Annotated in this window: 16 protein-coding genes; 15 read left to right on the top strand and 1 reads right to left on the bottom strand. The window is 49.0% G+C overall.

Translation table 11 applies throughout. The features are described from left to right. From AB7U36_RS06680 to rffA, 6 genes are all read left to right on the top strand, one after another. The coding region (locus AB7U36_RS06680) for a hypothetical protein (RefSeq protein WP_428159015.1) at positions 1-597 on the top strand (597 nt) is incomplete at its 5' end. Between the two features lie 5 nt (positions 598-602). Further along, positions 603-1,400, top strand: coding sequence for an SAM-dependent methyltransferase (locus AB7U36_RS06675; protein ID WP_428159014.1), 798 nt, complete (start codon positions 603-605; stop codon positions 1,398-1,400). Continuing rightward, the gene (locus AB7U36_RS06670) at positions 1,397-2,884 is read left to right on the top strand and encodes an aldehyde dehydrogenase family protein (protein WP_428159013.1); all 1,488 of its coding nucleotides are present in this window, start codon (positions 1,397-1,399) and stop codon (positions 2,882-2,884) included. The genes AB7U36_RS06675 and AB7U36_RS06670 overlap by 4 nt, the downstream gene beginning before the upstream one ends. Before the next feature lie 12 nt (positions 2,885-2,896). Further along, on the top strand, positions 2,897-4,087 hold the full coding sequence (locus AB7U36_RS06665; protein WP_428159012.1) for an ATP-grasp domain-containing protein: 1,191 nt from the start codon (positions 2,897-2,899) through the stop codon (positions 4,085-4,087). A 14-nt stretch (positions 4,088-4,101) separates the two neighbouring features. Then, on the top strand, positions 4,102-4,446 hold the full coding sequence (locus tag AB7U36_RS06660; protein ID WP_428159011.1) for an EamA family transporter: 345 nt from the start codon (positions 4,102-4,104) through the stop codon (positions 4,444-4,446). Between the two features lie 30 nt (positions 4,447-4,476). Beyond that, positions 4,477-5,622: a dTDP-4-amino-4,6-dideoxygalactose transaminase gene (gene rffA / locus AB7U36_RS06655; RefSeq protein WP_428159010.1), complete on the top strand. Its 1,146-nt coding sequence runs from the start codon at positions 4,477-4,479 to the stop codon at positions 5,620-5,622. Between the two features lies 1 nt (position 5,623). Here rffA and AB7U36_RS06650 read toward each other — a convergent pair whose 3' ends face one another. Beyond that, positions 5,624-5,950 (bottom strand): DUF2442 domain-containing protein, encoded by a 327-nt coding sequence (locus AB7U36_RS06650; RefSeq protein ID WP_428159009.1) that lies wholly within the window; start codon positions 5,948-5,950, stop codon positions 5,624-5,626. 492 nt (positions 5,951-6,442) lie between these two features. Here AB7U36_RS06650 and AB7U36_RS06645 point away from each other — a divergent pair, with 492 nt between their 5' ends. The 9 genes from AB7U36_RS06645 (at position 6,443) to AB7U36_RS06605 (ending at position 16,418) form a co-directional block, all read left to right on the top strand. Beyond that, positions 6,443-6,670 carry a type II toxin-antitoxin system Phd/YefM family antitoxin gene (locus AB7U36_RS06645; RefSeq protein WP_428159008.1) on the top strand — a complete coding sequence of 76 codons (228 nt, stop codon included), beginning with the start codon at positions 6,443-6,445 and terminating at the stop codon, positions 6,668-6,670. Between the two features lie 2 nt (positions 6,671-6,672). After that, on the top strand, positions 6,673-7,068 hold the full coding sequence (locus tag AB7U36_RS06640; RefSeq protein ID WP_428159007.1) for a type II toxin-antitoxin system VapC family toxin: 396 nt from the start codon (positions 6,673-6,675) through the stop codon (positions 7,066-7,068). Positions 7,069-7,090: 22 nt separating this feature from the next. After that, on the top strand, positions 7,091-8,761 hold the full coding sequence (locus AB7U36_RS06635) for a DUF2868 domain-containing protein (protein ID WP_428159006.1): 1,671 nt from the start codon (positions 7,091-7,093) through the stop codon (positions 8,759-8,761). Further along, entirely contained in the window at positions 8,758-10,164 is a 1,407-nt protein-coding gene (locus AB7U36_RS06630) for a DUF3482 domain-containing protein (protein ID WP_428159005.1), read from the top strand. The genes AB7U36_RS06635 and AB7U36_RS06630 overlap by 4 nt, the downstream gene beginning before the upstream one ends. A 133-nt stretch (positions 10,165-10,297) precedes the next feature. Further along, positions 10,298-12,259, top strand: coding sequence for a cation:proton antiporter (locus tag AB7U36_RS06625; protein ID WP_428159004.1), 1,962 nt, complete (start codon positions 10,298-10,300; stop codon positions 12,257-12,259). Continuing rightward, positions 12,259-12,777, top strand: coding sequence for a hypothetical protein (locus AB7U36_RS06620; RefSeq protein WP_428159003.1), 519 nt, complete (start codon positions 12,259-12,261; stop codon positions 12,775-12,777). The genes AB7U36_RS06625 and AB7U36_RS06620 overlap by 1 nt, the downstream gene beginning before the upstream one ends. Positions 12,778-12,844: 67 nt before the next feature. Continuing rightward, positions 12,845-13,510 carry a CerR family C-terminal domain-containing protein gene (locus AB7U36_RS06615; RefSeq protein ID WP_428159016.1) on the top strand — a complete coding sequence of 222 codons (666 nt, stop codon included), beginning with the start codon at positions 12,845-12,847 and terminating at the stop codon, positions 13,508-13,510. 16 nt (positions 13,511-13,526) lie between these two features. Further along, complete coding sequence (locus AB7U36_RS06610; RefSeq protein WP_428159002.1) at positions 13,527-14,579, top strand: efflux RND transporter periplasmic adaptor subunit; 1,053 nt, start codon at positions 13,527-13,529, stop codon at positions 14,577-14,579. A gap of 3 nt (positions 14,580-14,582) precedes the next feature. Then, positions 14,583-16,418 carry an ATP-binding cassette domain-containing protein gene (locus AB7U36_RS06605; RefSeq protein ID WP_428159001.1) on the top strand — a complete coding sequence of 612 codons (1,836 nt, stop codon included), beginning with the start codon at positions 14,583-14,585 and terminating at the stop codon, positions 16,416-16,418. Positions 16,419-16,503 lie beyond the last annotated feature (85 nt).

Genomic DNA, 16,503 nt, shown 5'->3' with positions numbered 1-16,503 from the left:
TTTTCGTATTTAATAAGGACAGAAGCTGACGGATTTGGCATAGATTCCAACATTAAAGAAATATACGATGCCGCTGTTCTGGCAAAGGACATTGGGTGTGACTATTTTGAAGTAAAGCCAAGTTATAATTATGATAAAGGCGTTGACCACTCTCTTGTTGTCCATGATAAAAAAAGAATGGATGAGGCCAAGGAGGAAATCAGCAGGCTGGATACACTTGAAACAGAGGCCTTTTCAATTATTAAGGCGATAAATTTAAAACACTCGCTGGACAGTGTTGAGAAACTGCAACCTAAAAACTACAGCGTCTGCCCCATGACGGAACTGAGAACCCTTGTATGCCCGTCCGGCGTTTTTGTATGTCCGTACTGGCGGGGAAAAGAGCAATTCAGGGTTGGTGATATCAAAGAGACCGCCTTTGACGATATGTGGCATGGAGAGAGAAGAAAAGATGTCATGACCTATTTGAATCCGGGAAAACATTGCCCTTTCCATTGCCTTAGACATGAATCCAATCTGGAAGTATTTCATATGAAAAAAAATCTTGATGAATTAAATATCATAACTCCTATTCCCGAGTATGATCGGTTTATATAATTATTATGAAAAAGACCTATAATTCGGCTCCGGGCAATATTTTGCAGAATATGTATCTTAATCACCGTTTAATCCATCATATTGTCAAAAAGAAAGCCATGAAATTTATTGAAGTTGGGTCTGGAAATGGCAATATCTCAAGAATTCTGTTGAATAACGGCCTGTCTGGAATCGGTACTGATCTTTCGAAAACGGCCTGTCGTATTAATGAAGAGCGTAACCAGGACTTTATAAAACACGGGTTATATGAAATCAGAAATATGGATTTTTTTGATATTTCTGGTATCAGTGTTGATCTGATTTTATCATCACATGTCATTGAGCATTTATCTGAAAAGAAACTGAACGCTTATTTTGTAAAATGTCAGTCTCTGTTGAAAGAAGATGGAGTGATCATAAGTCTGGTCCCGGCAGGTATGAAGTTTTGGGGGATAGAAGATGAAACGGCCGGACACTACAGGCGCTTTGAATATTGTGATTTTAAACATATAGCTGAAGAAAATGACTTTGCCATATTAACATTGTCAGGCTTGACCTGTCCGCTGTCAAATGTATTGCTGGGGCTTTCAAATTTCTTAATCAAAAAAAATGACGCGTGGAAAAAGAATTTAACAAAGGAAGCGCAGACGATTCTGTCCTCATCGGGGGGGGGAAAGAAAGTGATGTATAAAACCGACTTTCCTTATTGGTTTCGTTTTATTATGAACGAAATTACATTGTACCCCTTTTATGCGCTTCAGCTTCTTTTTCGCAGAAGTAAAAATAGTATGGTTTTATATTGCGAATATAAGGTCTCCCAATGAAATATCTTATCGAAAAAATAAATGATCTTAAAATAGAGAAGCGGGCCTTTATAAATGGCCGGTTTGTAAATGCGTTGGATGCTGAAATTATAAAAAAAAAGAGTTCCGCAGACCAAAGGGACATTTCCGGTATCGCTTCCTGCAAACAAGAAGACGTCAATATTGCTGTTAAATCAGCCAGAGCAACCGTTCAAAGTCGGATATGGATGAACAAGGAGCCCCAGGATAAGAAAAAAATTTTTTTAAACCTGGCCGATCTCATGAAGGAGTACACCGAAGAGCTTGCCCTGCTTGATACCCTTGAAACCGGGCGGTGTTATAAAAACTATTTTGAAGATTCCATTCCAAAGGCCATTCAGGTTGTCCGCTGGTTTGCTGAAAGTGTGGACAAATTTTACGACCATGCCATTGTGCCAAGGAAAAATACATTTGCCACGATCACAAGGGGCCCCATAGGTGTTGTCGGTTTGATCACGCCCTGGAACGATCCGTTGGTGCCTGCCATGTGGAAAATGATACCGGCTCTGCTGACTGGAAATTCAGTGATTATCAAGCCAGCGGAGCAATCATCTTTTTCCATTTTGAAGGTTGCCGGTCTTGCGCAGCAGGCGGGTGTCCCGGATGGCGTTTTGAATGTCGTGCCCGGTATTGGCGAGGTTGCAGGTAAAGCGCTGGCGCTTCATAACAATGTTGACGGATTGTTTTTTACAGGCTCTGCCCAGGTTGGTAAAAAGATCCTTGAGTATTCAGGCCGGTCAAACATGAAAAAGGTCGGCCTGGAGTGTGGCGGAAAATCCGCTTTTATTGTATCAGAAAAATGCAGCCAACTGGAACGGGCTGCAAAGGTTCTTGCGCAAAATATATTTTATAATCAAGGGCAGATTTGTTCCGCACCCTCAAGGGCTATAATTGCAAATAAGATAAAAGACAAATTTGTTGATCTGGTCAGAAAGGAGATGGAAAAATATATTCCAAAGAATCCTTTTGATCCGGATAGCCGGGTTGGGTGTGTGGTGAGTTTGGAACAAAAAGAAAAAATTGAAAAATTTATCCAAAGCGGCATTGAATCCGGCGCTGTAATTTACCGTTGTAAAAATGAAGGAGATGCCTATCAAGAGGGGTATTCTGTTGTTCCCGTGATATTTGATCAGGTTGCCCCGGATTCCTTGATTGCCCAGGAAGAAATTTTTGGCCCGGTTTTATGCGTGTTCGGTTTTGACAGCATCAATGACGCTATATCCCTTGCTAATAATAGTAGGTACGGGCTTGCCGGGGCTATCTGGACCAATGATCTCAATGAAGCGTATCAAGTTTCCCGTCTATTGGAAGCCGGAATCGTCCATGTTAACAGTTATGGAGAGGATGACAACTGTGTTCCCTTTGGCGGCTTTAAAGAGTCGGGTATAGGCAAGGATAAGTCTATATACGCGTTTGATGAATATACAAATTCAAAAACTACGTGGATGCATTTTGATACCGTCTGATTTGGAAAAGTTATGATCTCTCCGCAAAAAAAACTGCTCATTCTAAACGGCAGCCATTCGGATATTCCTCTGATTCTGGCCGGTAAAAAATTAGGCTTTCATGTTGTTACAACGGGGAACAATCCCCAATTAATAGGGCATTCCTATGCAGATGAATATCATTGTGCTGATTTTTCTAACAAAGAGGATATTCTTGCACTTTCACAAAAGTTAAAAATTGATGCCATCTGTGCCTGCGCCAATGATTTTGGGGCAATTACAGCCTCATATGTAGCTGAAAAACTATGCCTGCCCGGCCATGATACCTTTGAGAATTGCCTTACAATTCATCATAAGGATAAATTTAAAGCGTTTACACTTAAAAATGGAATCCCAACCCCAAAGGCACAAGGATTCGATAAAATTGAAGATGCTTTATTCTGTAATGATGCTTTCAGCCTGCCTTTGATTGTAAAGCCAGTGGATCTTACCGGGGGCAAAGGAATTACCCGGATTTTTGCCAGGGACGATCTGGAGACAGCCGTAAAAAAGGCGTTTGAAATGTCTCCACAACACCGTATCGTTATTGAAGAGTTCATTGACGGCACTTTGCACAGTTTCAGCTCATTTCTGTATAAACAAAAAATTCAGTTCTATTTCAGTGATAATGAGTATTCGTATTTGAATCCTAATTTGGTTTCTACGTCTGCGGCACCGTCGGCAAATATTCATGAAGTGTCACAGACTCTGATAAATGCTTCAGAGAAAATTGCCGGGCTTTTGTCGTTAAAGGACGGCATATTCCATATTCAATACATTTATAAAAACGGGCAGGCCAGCATTATCGAAATTACTAGACGATGTTCCGGGGACCTTTATTCATACCCGGTGAATAACGCCACCGGATTAAATTGGGAAGATTGGATCGTTAAATCATCCGTGGGTATGGACTGTGCTGATTTTCCGGAAGTTCGGCAGAAAGGCTTTTATGGAAGGCATTGCATAATGGCGCCTGAAAACGGGGTGGTTGAAAATGTGCTTATCGATAATGATATCAAGGGGAATATTTGCGGAGAACTCATATGGTGGAAAAAAGGGGATGAAATTAACAATTATCTGGTTGATAAATTAGGTGTTGTTTTTTTGAAATTTGATTCTGAAAGAGAAATGCATCAAAAAGTCAATATGATCAATCAATTGATAAAGGTCATTTTTGATAAATGAATTATCTATATATATTGGGTACAATTGTTTTTACGGTCTATGGGCAGCTGATCCTAAAATGGAGGATCGTTGATTATGGGGCATTGCCTGTTCCATTTATGGACAAAGTTAATTTTTTAATCAAATTGGTGATTGATCCTTTTATCTTATCAGGCTTTTTATCTGCATTTATTGCATCTTTATTCTGGATGGCGGCCATGACAAAGTTTGATCTAAGCTTTGCCTATCCTTTTATGAGTGCATCGTTTGTTTTTATTTTTGTTCTTTCTATGCTTTTATTTAATGAACCTTTCTCTATTCATAAAGTTCTGGGGTTATTTTTTATCGTGCTTGGGATTATTATAACAAGCAGAGCATGATGGGAAACAAGGCTCTGGATAGGAGAAAATATGCAGACTTCAATTTCTTACAACAGGCCTTTCATTGTCGGTAAAGAACTCTACAATATTGCCCAGGCTGTTATAAAACATTCCCATCTGGCAGGGGACGGATATTTCACAAAGCAGTGCCAGGACTGGCTGCGAAGCCGCCTGGGAAGTCCGGCCCTTCTCACCCATTCCTGCACCGCCGCCCTTGAAATGGCAGCCATTCTTGCGGATATTGGCCCCGGGGATGAAGTGATCATGCCGTCCTATACCTTTGTTTCAACGGCCAACGCTTTTGTGCTGCGGGGCGGTGTGCCTGTGTTTGTGGATATCCGGCCCGATACGCTTAATATTGATGAATCTTTGATAGAACCGGCAATAACGGACAGGACAAAGGCCATTGTGCCGGTGCATTATGCAGGTGTGCCCTGTGCCATGGATGTGATCATGGATATTGCGGACAGGCATGGGCTCATGGTTATCGAAGATGCGGCCCAGGCCCTGCTTTCTTCGGACAGCGGCCGGTTTCTGGGCACCATCGGCCATATGGGCACCTTAAGTTTCCATGAAACCAAAAACATTATCAGCGGTGAAGGCGGGGCCCTTTTGATTAACAACCCGGATCTGCTGGACCGTGCCCACATTATCTGGGAAAAAGGAACCAACCGGCGCCAGTTTTTCCAGGGCCAGGTGGATAAATATACCTGGGTGGATATCGGGTCCTCTTTTCTGCCGTCGGATATGACAGCGGCATTTCTGTACGCCCAGCTTGAGCAGGCTGAAACCATTATTCAAAAAAGACGGGAGATCTGCGACCACTACCGGGCAAGGCTGGCTCCCCTGGAAAAAAAGGGGGGTATCCGCCTGGCCCACGGGGAATCCGCAACCGGTAACCACAACGGGCATATATTTTATATTATCACCGGGGCGTTGGAAGAACGGTCCGGATTAATAACCTGTCTTAGAAATGAAAATATTCATGCCGTGTTTCACTATATTCCTCTGCATTCATCCCCTGCAGGAAAGAAGTTCGGCAGGGTTGCCGGGGATCTGAAACATACACAGGATTTAAGCGAAAAGGTGCTGCGGCTGCCCCTGTATTACGAAATGAGCCTGGATGATGTGGACAGGGTGGCAGATGTTATCAGCTCATTTTATAGCCGTGGATAGTTCATGTCGCATCCTCTCCAGGATTTTGTTGAGTTGATCGTCTATTCAGCCATTTTTTTAATGATAAATTGCTTTCCCCGGATGCTTTCCCAGCTAACAGTCCCTCAACACGAATATCTTCGTCAATATCTTCCCAGTGTATCCCTTCACCCCGGCCAATTATGCGCCAGTTATCCCGTTCTTTCTGATTAGCGTATACTAACCTCGGAAACCAGGCTAATGGGACTGAGATGCTGCGGCCATCGCTTAAATCAATATTTAATAGCTCTGATGTTACGATAACATCTTGTGCATATGGCACTTCAATTTCAATTGTTAAAGTAATCATTCCAAGCCTCTATAATTTGTTTTTGATGATCCTGAACTTTTTTCTAAGATATCGTACTTACAGCAAACACAACGAGCGAAGCGCTTAAACTTGCCCAAGCTCATGCCAGCGAAATACGTCTTCTAATCACAGATTTCAAATATTATTGCCCATCACGGTGTACTGGATCAAGATGTGCTATTTATTCAGAAACCTTTTTCCATCAAGGAGCTTGCAGCTAAGGTGCATGAAGCATTGAGAATGGAGTAGAACCGCACCTTGCTGTTCCAGCAAGGATTTGATGGATTCCAGCAAAACATCCATATAACCCCCATGGGCCGCGAGCCCACGACGAACAATGAAACTAAAGACATCAACAATGCGGGCTAAAATGGGCGCCCCAGGCGTTTCGCCTTCTTGTTTCCTGTATCTTGTCTCCAGTTTCTTATAAATTGACATTTCAGGGATCGAATTGTACAATTCACTTGTATAAAAATTCAAGGAGGCACAAACATGCAAACCGTTGCCGTAAGTGAATTAAGAGCCAATATGATGAAAATTATAAAAAAAATTGAAAGAGGGGCAAGTATTGAAATAAGCTCCCGGGGAAAAGTGGTTGCCAAACTCGTACCTCCTGATCGCAGCAGGGAGTCAGCAAGAAACAAACTGGCCGAGATTGGAAAAAATGCCGTGATACATGATGTTGTTTCTCCTGTTGATGTTGAGTGGAAAACGACCTAAGCATGGTAACAATTGATACCCATGTTATTATCTGGGATGCCCTGAAACCGGAATTGCTGAGCACAAAAGCCAGGGCTGAATTAAAACGAGCAAGCCGTACGGACGGTATTGTTGTCTGTGATATTTCCCTTTGGGAAATTGCGATGCTGATGAAGAAAAAAAGGCTTGAACTGGATATACCATATATTGAATTTATAAGATTGGTCATGGCCGCAAATAATTTCATATTTCAAAAAATAACGCCGGAACTTGCTGATTTGTCGACTATTTTACCGGCAGACATAAATTCAGATCCTGCAGACAGATTAATTAGCGCCACTTCTATTATTACAAACACACCATTGATAACAGCCGATAAAAATTTAAGAAAATCGGAAAAAATCAAAACCATATGGTAGAAACAGAATTTAAAGAACAGTCATGATTCTGCCTCTTAAAGATATTATTGATCTTGATTTCCTTCTAGGCCTGGATGAGGGTCCGGATAATGTCGATGCAGACGCCATTGTGTCCCGGGACAGGGATATCTTCCGCCAGCTTAAAGATGGCGGTCGTCTGGATGATGCCGGACTGATTGCAGGATGGCTGGAATACCGGCGCCTGTTGTTTTTACATGAGACCGGAAGCGGCGGACCCGGGGCAAAGCTTCCTGGTGCATTATTTGAGTCTTTTTATACCTGGACGGCCAGGGGGATGTTTGCCTGCGGCCTGGCTGCCGGAGGCATGGGTGCGTATTCGTTCCTGGCTTACCATGGCAGCCGGCCCGTGAATGTGACCCTGTTTATCGCAGTGTTTGTTTTATTTCCGGCATTGCTTTGTCTGGCTGCGGCACTGGTGGGGTTACATCAGTTCCGGTCAGGCCCTGCCGGGTCGGGCTGGACCGGCGTGATGCATCGGCTCTCCATGCGTCTGTTCATTGATAAGTTTATGGGGCGGCTGCAGAAATGGGCCGCACCTGTTCAAAAGCGTTTCCCTCATTTTTCAAAGGATGCCGGTGATCTGCTGCATCTGGATACCCGGCCCTTTCGGAGTCTTTTGTTCTGGCCGGTGTTCATTGTGCTCTCCCTGGGTGCGCTGGGATTTTCAACCGGTGCGCTTGGCAGTACGGTTTTCAGAATTATGGTTACGGATCTGGCCTTTGGATGGCAGTCCACGCTTTTGACTTCCGGGGAGAGTGTACACCGCCTGGTGAGCTGGATGGCATTGCCCTGGTCCTGGGCCATGCCTGATAGTTTTGTGCCTGCCCTTGAACAGATAGAAGGCAGCCGGATTGTGCTCAAGGAAGGCATTGCCGGACTGGCCAGCGAACATCTGGCTGCCTGGTGGCCGTTTCTGTGCATGGGGATGCTGGTGTATGCCCTTATACCACGCATTGTTCTGGTGGGGTTTGCCCATACTGCCAGGACAAGGGCTCTTGCGCGGTTTGATCTGTCCAGGCCCGGGTATCAGCGTCTGCTCATGCGGATGCGCACCCCCCGCATGGGCATGAACATCAAAGAGACCGGGGGATCCCGGGCGGAATTCAGAGCTCCTTTGCCCAGGCCGGAACCCGGACCTGCTGTGGTGGAAAAAAATGAAAGATTGGTTGTTATGCCTCAACCCGGTGCGGTTTTAAACACGCCTGAACCTGAACCCCGGCCCCTGGTTGTACCGGATGAATCCCGTGTCAATAACAATACGCCCGGGGCCCTTGTGCTTGGATCGGCCCGGGGCTTTGGGGAAAATGATATGAAACAGATCCGGGCCGGTCTGGAACAGCAGTTTGGTATCCATGTTGCCGCTACCGTTGGCATCCATTTTGATTTTGATATTGACCAGGATCAGATAGCAGCCCAGGTCAAGGATTTGGGCCGGGGGCCTCTGATCGTTCTCCAGGAGGTCTGGCAGCCGCCCATCCGTGGGCTGCTTTATTATTTTGTTCAAATCCGGCAGATTTTTTCTGATTCCCCCCTGTGGATTGTAATGATTCAGACCATGGACCAGGGTGAAAAAGACGTGGCGCCTTCTGATGTGAATTTCCAGGTGTGGAAGAGTGCCGTAAATCAGCTCAACGATCCCCTGATGATCATTGAGCGGTGGGTGTCGCCATGATGGCGTTGCCTGAATTTGCCGTTCTGGGGCACCCCAATGAGGGCAAGTCCTCGGTGGTCTCCACCCTGACCGAGGACGACCGTATCCAGGTCAGCCCGGTGCCCGGTGAAACAAGGGTGTCCAAGTCCTATTCCGTTACCATGGATGACAAGGAGATTATCCGGTTTGTGGATACCCCGGGGTTCCAGGTGCCCCGGCAGACCCTGGCCTGGTTCAGAAAGAATCCCGGACCGGACATGGCGGCCCGGTTCATTGCCGAACATGAAAACGACCCGTTCTTTGCCGACGAGTGCGAACTGTTGACACCGGTGGCCAATGGGGCAGGCATTATTTATGTGGTGGACGGGTCCCGGCCCGTAAGGGAAGATGACCTGGCTGAAATGGAGATCCTGCGGCTCACGGGACGGCCCAGGATGGCTGTTATTAATGCAAAATCCCATACCCGGGATAATACAGAGGCATGGAAGGAAGAGTTTCGCAAATTTTTCAACGTGATCCGGATCTTTAATTCCAACCATGCCGATTTTTATGAGCGCATCCGGCTTATGGAAAGCCTTAAAGCCATTGACCAGGATATTGAACCTTTGATGGAAGGCGTGATCCAGGCCTTTACCGTGGAGTGGGAAAAGCGCAACCGAATGGCCTGCGCCTATATTGTCCACGGCATGGAACAGGGGCTGACCTTTTCTTTGGCCCGCAGGCTGAAAGCCGACATGGATCCCGTGGCGCTCAAGGAAGACCTTACCCGGGAATACCAGAAAAAAATTCGGGATATTGAACATAAAATGTTTGGCCATATCCGCTCATTGTTCCGCCATCATCTCTATGATTATCCATTGCCTGCCTGTTCCATTCTCAGGCATGACCTGTTTTCAGACCAGACCTGGGAGATGCTGGGCCTGACCCGGGCCCAGGCTGCCACCGCCGGTGCTGTGCTGGGGGGAACCCTTGGGGCGGTGCTGGATACGGCGGCGGCCGGACTGACCTTTGGGATTTTTACGGCCATTGGGTCTGCCGTGGGCGCAGGCTCCGCCTTTGTGGGCATCCGGCGTCTGGCCAATGCGTCTTCAGGTCTTGGGGGCGACCGGGTCCAGATGGGCCCCAATGAAAATATCCAGTTTTTGTATATTCTTCTGGACCGGGCATTGCTCTACTACACCCATATGAGCCGGCGGGCCCATGGCAGGCGTGATGTTCCTGAAACGGATTCCCAGCTTGTTTCCAAAGGGGAAAAGGCCGGTATATCCACCTTGCTCACGGCAAAGCAGCACCGGGTTTGCGTGGAATTTTTCAAAGCCTGCCGGAAAAAGAGTTCAATGTCCGGTAAAAAACATTCGCCGTCCTTTGCTCTGCTGGTGGCGTCTTTACTGGAAGATATCCTTAAAAGGCGTATCAATCCCTGATACTGTCCGGTTTCTTGATAAAAACGATCAGAGATATTATTATGTCAAATTGATCTTTCATGGTCCAGGATCGGGGTTTTTTATATCCCATTGGAAATGGGCAGTTATCAATTTAATTCAGGTATAAATACAAATGGGTATAGCTTCTGATATTGCAATTATTGTTGTGGCCGGTTTAATTGGCGGCCTTATTGCCCAGCAGTTAAGACAGCCTTTAATTCTGGGATATATTCTGGTGGGCGTCATGGTTGGCCCGTTTACCGGCGGCGTTACAATTTCCAATATCCATGATATCGAATTATTGGCTGAGATCGGTGTTGCGCTTTTGCTGTTTGCTCTGGGACTGGAATTTTCATTAAAGGAATTAAAACCTGTTGCCCGGATTGCGTTGATCGGCACCCCGATACAGATGCTGCTTTCAATTCTCCTTGGCTTTGGCATCGGTAAAATATTTAACTGGCCTTTTACCGACTCGCTTTGGTTTGGGGGGCTCATTGCTTTATCCAGTACCATGGTGATTCTTAAAACACTGATGAGCCAGGGACGAATGGGCACCCTTTCAAGCCGGGTCATGATCGGCATGTTGATTGTTCAGGATCTGGCCGTTGTCCCATTAATGATTATTCTGCCTCAGTTAAATCAACCGGAAGCAGGGATACCCGCGCTTGGCTGGGCCGCGGCCAAGGCAGTGACATTCCTGTTTCTGATGATTTTTATAGGGACTCGACTCATTCCCAAATTGCTGGCCTATATTGCCAGACGGAATTGCCGGGAATTGTTCCTGCTGGCAATCACGGCAATTGGCCTGGGCGTGGGATATGGCACCTATTTATTTGGATTATCCTTTGCATTTGGCGCCTTTATTGCCGGAATGGTGCTCAGCGAATCTGATTATGGTCACCAGGCACTGAGCGATATTATTCCGCTAAGGGATATCTTTGGTTTGCTTTTCTTTGTGTCGGTGGGCATGCTCCTGGATCCGGTCTTTTTGATTAAGCACTGGCAAACCATCCTGATCGTGGTTTTATGTGTATCCGCAGGCAAGGGGCTCATTTTCAGCACATTAAGCCGCTTATTCGGCTACGGCAACGTCATACCGCTGGCCTTGGGATTAGGCATGTTCCAGGTGGGAGAGTTTTCATTTGTGCTGGCCAGGGTTGGCATCAGCACCCAATCCATATCCAACGATCTTTATTCCCTGACACTGGCAACCGCTATTGTAACCATGTTATTGACACCGCTTGTTTCCGGACTGACCGCACCATTGTACGGGCTGCGAAAGCGGATGTTTAAAAAAGAGCCTGTACAGACCATCAATTTGCCTGACACAGGCCTGCGCAACCATGTGGTTATTGCCGGCGGAGGCCGGATCGGATTTCATCTGGGCCAGGTTCTCCAGCGCCTGGATCTAGCCTTTGTCATTATTGAAATTGATTACCGGCGGGTGACCCAGGCCAAGGGCATGGGATTTCCGGTGATTTACGGGGATGTCACCCGGGATGTTGTACTGGAGGCCGGCAAAGTAAAAGAGGCCAGGCTTGTACTCATTACCACACCCAGGCTTGATGTTACCGGAACTGTCTGCGATCAGGTCCGCCGTTCAAACCCCGGGGTAAATATTGTGGCAAGGGCTGAAGGGGTGGAACAGATGCAGGCCCTGCATGACCAGGGCATACAGGAAGTGGTTCAGCCGGAATTTGAGGCTGGCCTGCAATTCACCCGCCAGGCGTTGCTGCACCTAAATATCCCGGCCACAGATATCCAGACATATACCGACGCCTTTCGCAAGGAGTTGTATGCCCCGTTCTTCAATATCTCCCAGAGATATCGAACCCTGTCTCAACTGCAGAAAGCATGTGACCTGCTGGAGTTTAACTGGATAAAACTGGTGGCTGACAGCCCTGTGGTTGGCCGGACAATTAAAGAGTTGGAGCTCCGAAAAAAAATCGGCATATCCGTGGTTGGCGTGATGCATGACGGCGTGATGCATCCCAACCCAATTGCGGATTATCAGTTCAAAGCAGGGGAATTAATCGCCGTCATGGGCAGCACCCAGCAACTGGCGGATTTTCAAACGCTGATTTCGCCTTCATAATGATGAGCCGAAACTACCCGTTTGAAACCGGGGATGATGCCTTGCTCAAGCAGATCAAAAAAGGGGTAACGGCCCAAGGCCATATTGAGGGGGGTAAAAAGGCCATGGAAGCCGGGTTTCAGGTATCGGAATACTGGATGCCCGGTCTTGGCGGCAAGGAGATGACAGACCAGCACGCCGAAAATACAGCCCGGGTCCTTAGCGAGATCAATCCCCATTATATCCGGTCCCGGCCCTTCAGGCCCGCCCACGGCACCCCGATGTCCGGGCAGGTCCAACAGGGGCAGATTCTCCTGCTTGATCCCCGGGAACAGTTACTTGAACTGCGCCGCATGGTCCGGGCCCTGGATGTAACATCCAAAGTCTGCTTTGACCACATGGGCAACTACTGGCGCACGGCCTCGGGCGACCTGGTTTTCCACCATGAATATGAAGGATACCAATTCCCGGAGGAGAAACAGACGGTCCTGGACCGCATCGAACTGGGTCTTGTCCTTAAATCCAATCAATCGATTTAATCGGTTGACTTATTCAATCAATTGAATTAAATCTTCCGGAATACGTTAAAAATATAAATTGGGAGACATGGTGGCAAAAAAAGAGAATACCCCCGCACCCGGCACCAGAGAGCGTCTGCTTGAAGCTGCCATCGACGTATTCGGCAGGCATGGATTTGATTCGGCCACCACCCGGATGATTGCCAAAGAGGCCAAGGTGAACATTGCGGCCATCCCCTATTATTTCGGGGGCAAGGGCGGGCTTTACCAGGCCGTTATCGACTATATTGTTGACCAGATCAAAAAGGAAGCCGGAGAGTTGCTGGAACAGATTGGCAGAGCGACCTTCACCGGAGATACCGGCCGGCACCAGGCCCGGGAACTGATACAGGCTGTTCTGGAACGATTTATTAATTTCATTGCCGGTTCGGAACAAGGCCCGCGTGTCTCCAGAATCATACTGCGGGAGCAGATGTTCCCAAGTCCTGCCTATGACACTATTTTTGAAGGGTTCCTGAAACCTGTGCTCAACGCCTTGTCCATCCTGATCATGGCGGCATCCGGCGAATCTGATCCCAGACAGGCAACATTCAGGGCCATGACGCTCATGGGCCAGGTGCTGATTTTCCGGGTGGCCCGGGAAACTATTGTCCGGGGGCTTGACCTTGAAGGGTATTCTCCTGAAGAACTGGAAGAAATCCGCCGGGTGGTTGTGGCCAATGCCCTGGCAATCACTGCAATGCCAAGCAAATAGACCATAAGGAATCGCCATGAAAAAAGTTTTCCCTGTCATCATGCTGATCCTTGCGACAGCTGGTGCGTATATGTACTGGCAGGATCAGAATAAAAAACAGGATGAAAATGCCGGCATCTTCAAAATTTACGGCACCATTGATATTCGCGACGCATCCCTTGCTTTCGCCGAACAGGAACGGATTGAAGCTGTTCTGGTCGAAGAGGGCATGCATGTAAAAAAAGGCCAGGTACTGGCAAAACTTCGCACCGCAACCATTGATGCCGCCATTAAGGAGCTGCTGGCCCGGATCGCGGCCCAGCAAGAGACTGTGGCCAAACTGGAAACAGGCAGCCGTCCCCAGGAGATTGATCAGGCCCGGGCCGAGGTACAGGCCGCCAGGGCCCGGGTGGAAAATGTCTCCCGCACTGCAAAACGTCTCAAGGCCACCTCCCGGTCCGGGGCTGCCAGCATTCAGAATTATGATGATGCCAGAGCCCAGCTATTGGTTGAACAAGCCCAGTTGTCGGCAAGTCAAAAAGCCCTGGATCTGCTCATTGAAGGCCCGCGCAAAGAAGATATTGCTGCGGCCCGCCACCAGCTCGAAGCCCTTGGGGCAAGCCTTGACCATCTTAGGGTGCGTCTGTCCGACATGACCCTGACCGCCCCTGCTGACGGCATCATCCAGTCCAGAATCCTGGAACAGGGTGAACTTGCAGGGCCTTCCAAAGCCGCTTTTGTCCTGGCGCTCTGTGATCCCAAATGGGTGCGGGCATACATCCCCGAACCCATGTTGGGAAAAATAAATCTGGGCATGACCGCCCAAATTTTTACGGACACCTTACCCGGCCAACCCCTGGACGGATGGGTGGGCTTTATTTCACCCGTGGCGGAATTCACCCCCCGGGCCGTGGCCACTGAAGACCTGCGCACCCAACTGGTGTACGAAACCCGGGTTTTTGTAAAAGATCCCAAGGATATTTTACGCCTGGGCACCCCCGTGACCGTGGCCATCAATGAAAATCAGACCCAAGCCCGGCGTGCTGTTCCGGCAAGGCCTGGAAACCGATTCCGGGAACCGGTGGAATAGGATATGAACAGCAGCGTGAGCAGCGTGAGCGTGGCATTATCTGCAAAGGACACGGAAGTTGAAACCGCGCCCCTGATGTATGCAGACCGCGTATGCAAAATCTTTGACACCCCGGGCGGTAAAAAAATCCCGGCCCTGGATGGGGTCAGTCTCAAGATTTTCCAGGGCCGGGTCACCGGCCTTGTGGGTGCGGACGGTGCGGGAAAAACCACACTCATCCGCATTGCCGCAGGCCTTTTGGTGCCCACTGCCGGTCAGATGACCCTGCTGGGCCTGGACAGCGTGGACCACAGTCTGGAGATCCAGAGTCGAGTAGGATATATGCCCCAGAAATTCGGCTTGTACCAGGACCTGACTGTGATCGAAAATTTAAGGCTTTATGCGGATCTCCAGGGAGTAGCCTTAAAAACGCGGCATGACCGATTTGACAAACTGCTGGCCATGACTGATCTGGCCCCGTATACCAAAAGACGGGCAGGGGCCCTTTCCGGCGGCATGAAACAGAAACTGGGCCTGGCCTGTGCCCTGGTGAAATCCCCTGAATTACTCCTTCTGGACGAACCCACCGTGGGCGTGGACCCGGTGTCCCGGCACGAGCTCTGGAAAATCGTCTATGACCTGGTGGAAAAGGACAGGATCGGGGTTCTGGTCTCCACAGCCTACCTGGATGAAGCCCAACGCTGCGACCAGGTCAAGGTGCTGCACCAGGGAAGCCTTCTGGCCCAGGGCAGCCCGGACAGCTTTACCGCCGGGATGCAGGGCCGGGTATTCCTGGCTGCCCCGGATGAACAGATGCGGGCCAGACAGATTTACACCCGGCTGGCCGGACAGGAAGGCATTGCAGACGCCACCATCCGGTCCGGGCGGGTGCGGGTGGTGCTTGACAGCGCGTTATCCCCGGAAAACGGCAACACCCAGGCCCCTGGAAAGCAGAAAATTGCAAGCCGGCTGAACCGCCCCCCCAGCACAATAACAACGGCAGTACCGGTCTTTGAAGATGCGTTTATGGCCCTGATCCCAAGGGGCGATGCCCGGCTTCACACCCCGTCAACGGACCAGGATAAGCCCTGGATCCCGGAACCGTCATCCGGGGAGGATGCAGCCGTCATAACAAATAATCTATGCAAAAAATTTGGGGATTTTACGGCCGTTTCCAACCTCACCCTTGATGTCCGCCGGGGTGAAATCTTTGGATTGCTGGGTCCTAATGGCGCCGGCAAAAGCACCACATTCCGCATGCTGTGCGGGCTGTTACCCGCCACATCCGGAGAAATCCGGGTGGCGGGCCGCAATCTGCGCAAAGCCCGTGCCAAAGCCAGGGCCCGTCTGGGATATATGGCCCAGCAGTTTTCACTTTACGGCCAGCTCAGTGTGAAGGAGAACTTTAAATTTTTCGGCAGGGCCTACGGCCTTTCCGGCAGACAGCTCAACAACAGAATGGCCTGGGCCTTTGCCGAATTCGGGCTGAGCCCCTGGCAGGACAAGCCGGCCGGAGCCCTTCCCGGCGGGTACAAACAGCGTCTTTCCATGGCCACGGCCCTGCTCCATGAACCGGACATTTTGTTTCTGGACGAGCCCACCTCGGGGGTAGACCCCTTTGCCCGGCGGGAATTCTGGCTGCGTATCAACGGGTTTGCCGAACAGGGGGTGACGGTCATCGTCACCACCCATTTTATGGAAGAGGCGGAATACTGTGACCGCATGGTGATCATCAGCCGGGGCAAAACCCTGGCCATGGGCACACCCGGGGAAATTCGCAGCCTGGCCCGGACACCTGAAAACCCGGACCCCACCATGAATGATGCCTTTATCGCCCTTTCACAAGGAGACCGGGCATGACCCGGTTTTTCATGCGCCTTTTCGGAGTGCTTCGCAAGGAGATCCTCCAGATTTTAAGAGACCCCAGCTCCATTATCCTGGCCCT

It is taken from the genome of Desulfobacter sp. (assembly GCF_050177295.1).
This window is presented reverse-complemented; position numbering and strand designations above follow the sequence as displayed.

Excerpts from the sequence above, each read along its gene's own strand:
- AB7U36_RS06675 (WP_428159014.1), top strand. The coding sequence starts at position 603 with ATGAAAAAGACCTATAATTCGGCTCCGGGCAATATTTTGCAGAATATG.
- AB7U36_RS06670 (WP_428159013.1), top strand. The coding sequence starts at position 1,397 with ATGAAATATCTTATCGAAAAAATAAATGATCTTAAAATAGAGAAGCGG.
- AB7U36_RS06665 (WP_428159012.1), top strand. The coding sequence starts at position 2,897 with ATGATCTCTCCGCAAAAAAAACTGCTCATTCTAAACGGCAGCCATTCG.
- rffA (WP_428159010.1), top strand. The coding sequence starts at position 4,477 with ATGCAGACTTCAATTTCTTACAACAGGCCTTTCATTGTCGGTAAAGAA.
- AB7U36_RS06650 (WP_428159009.1), bottom strand. The coding sequence starts at position 5,950 with ATGATTACTTTAACAATTGAAATTGAAGTGCCATATGCACAAGATGTT.
- AB7U36_RS06645 (WP_428159008.1), top strand. The coding sequence starts at position 6,443 with ATGCAAACCGTTGCCGTAAGTGAATTAAGAGCCAATATGATGAAAATT.
- AB7U36_RS06640 (WP_428159007.1), top strand. The coding sequence starts at position 6,673 with ATGGTAACAATTGATACCCATGTTATTATCTGGGATGCCCTGAAACCG.
- AB7U36_RS06635 (WP_428159006.1), top strand. The coding sequence starts at position 7,091 with ATGATTCTGCCTCTTAAAGATATTATTGATCTTGATTTCCTTCTAGGC.
- AB7U36_RS06630 (WP_428159005.1), top strand. The coding sequence starts at position 8,758 with ATGATGGCGTTGCCTGAATTTGCCGTTCTGGGGCACCCCAATGAGGGC.
- AB7U36_RS06625 (WP_428159004.1), top strand. The coding sequence starts at position 10,298 with ATGGGTATAGCTTCTGATATTGCAATTATTGTTGTGGCCGGTTTAATT.
- AB7U36_RS06620 (WP_428159003.1), top strand. The coding sequence starts at position 12,259 with ATGATGAGCCGAAACTACCCGTTTGAAACCGGGGATGATGCCTTGCTC.
- AB7U36_RS06615 (WP_428159016.1), top strand. The coding sequence starts at position 12,845 with ATGGTGGCAAAAAAAGAGAATACCCCCGCACCCGGCACCAGAGAGCGT.
- AB7U36_RS06610 (WP_428159002.1), top strand. The coding sequence starts at position 13,527 with ATGAAAAAAGTTTTCCCTGTCATCATGCTGATCCTTGCGACAGCTGGT.
- AB7U36_RS06605 (WP_428159001.1), top strand. The coding sequence starts at position 14,583 with ATGAACAGCAGCGTGAGCAGCGTGAGCGTGGCATTATCTGCAAAGGAC.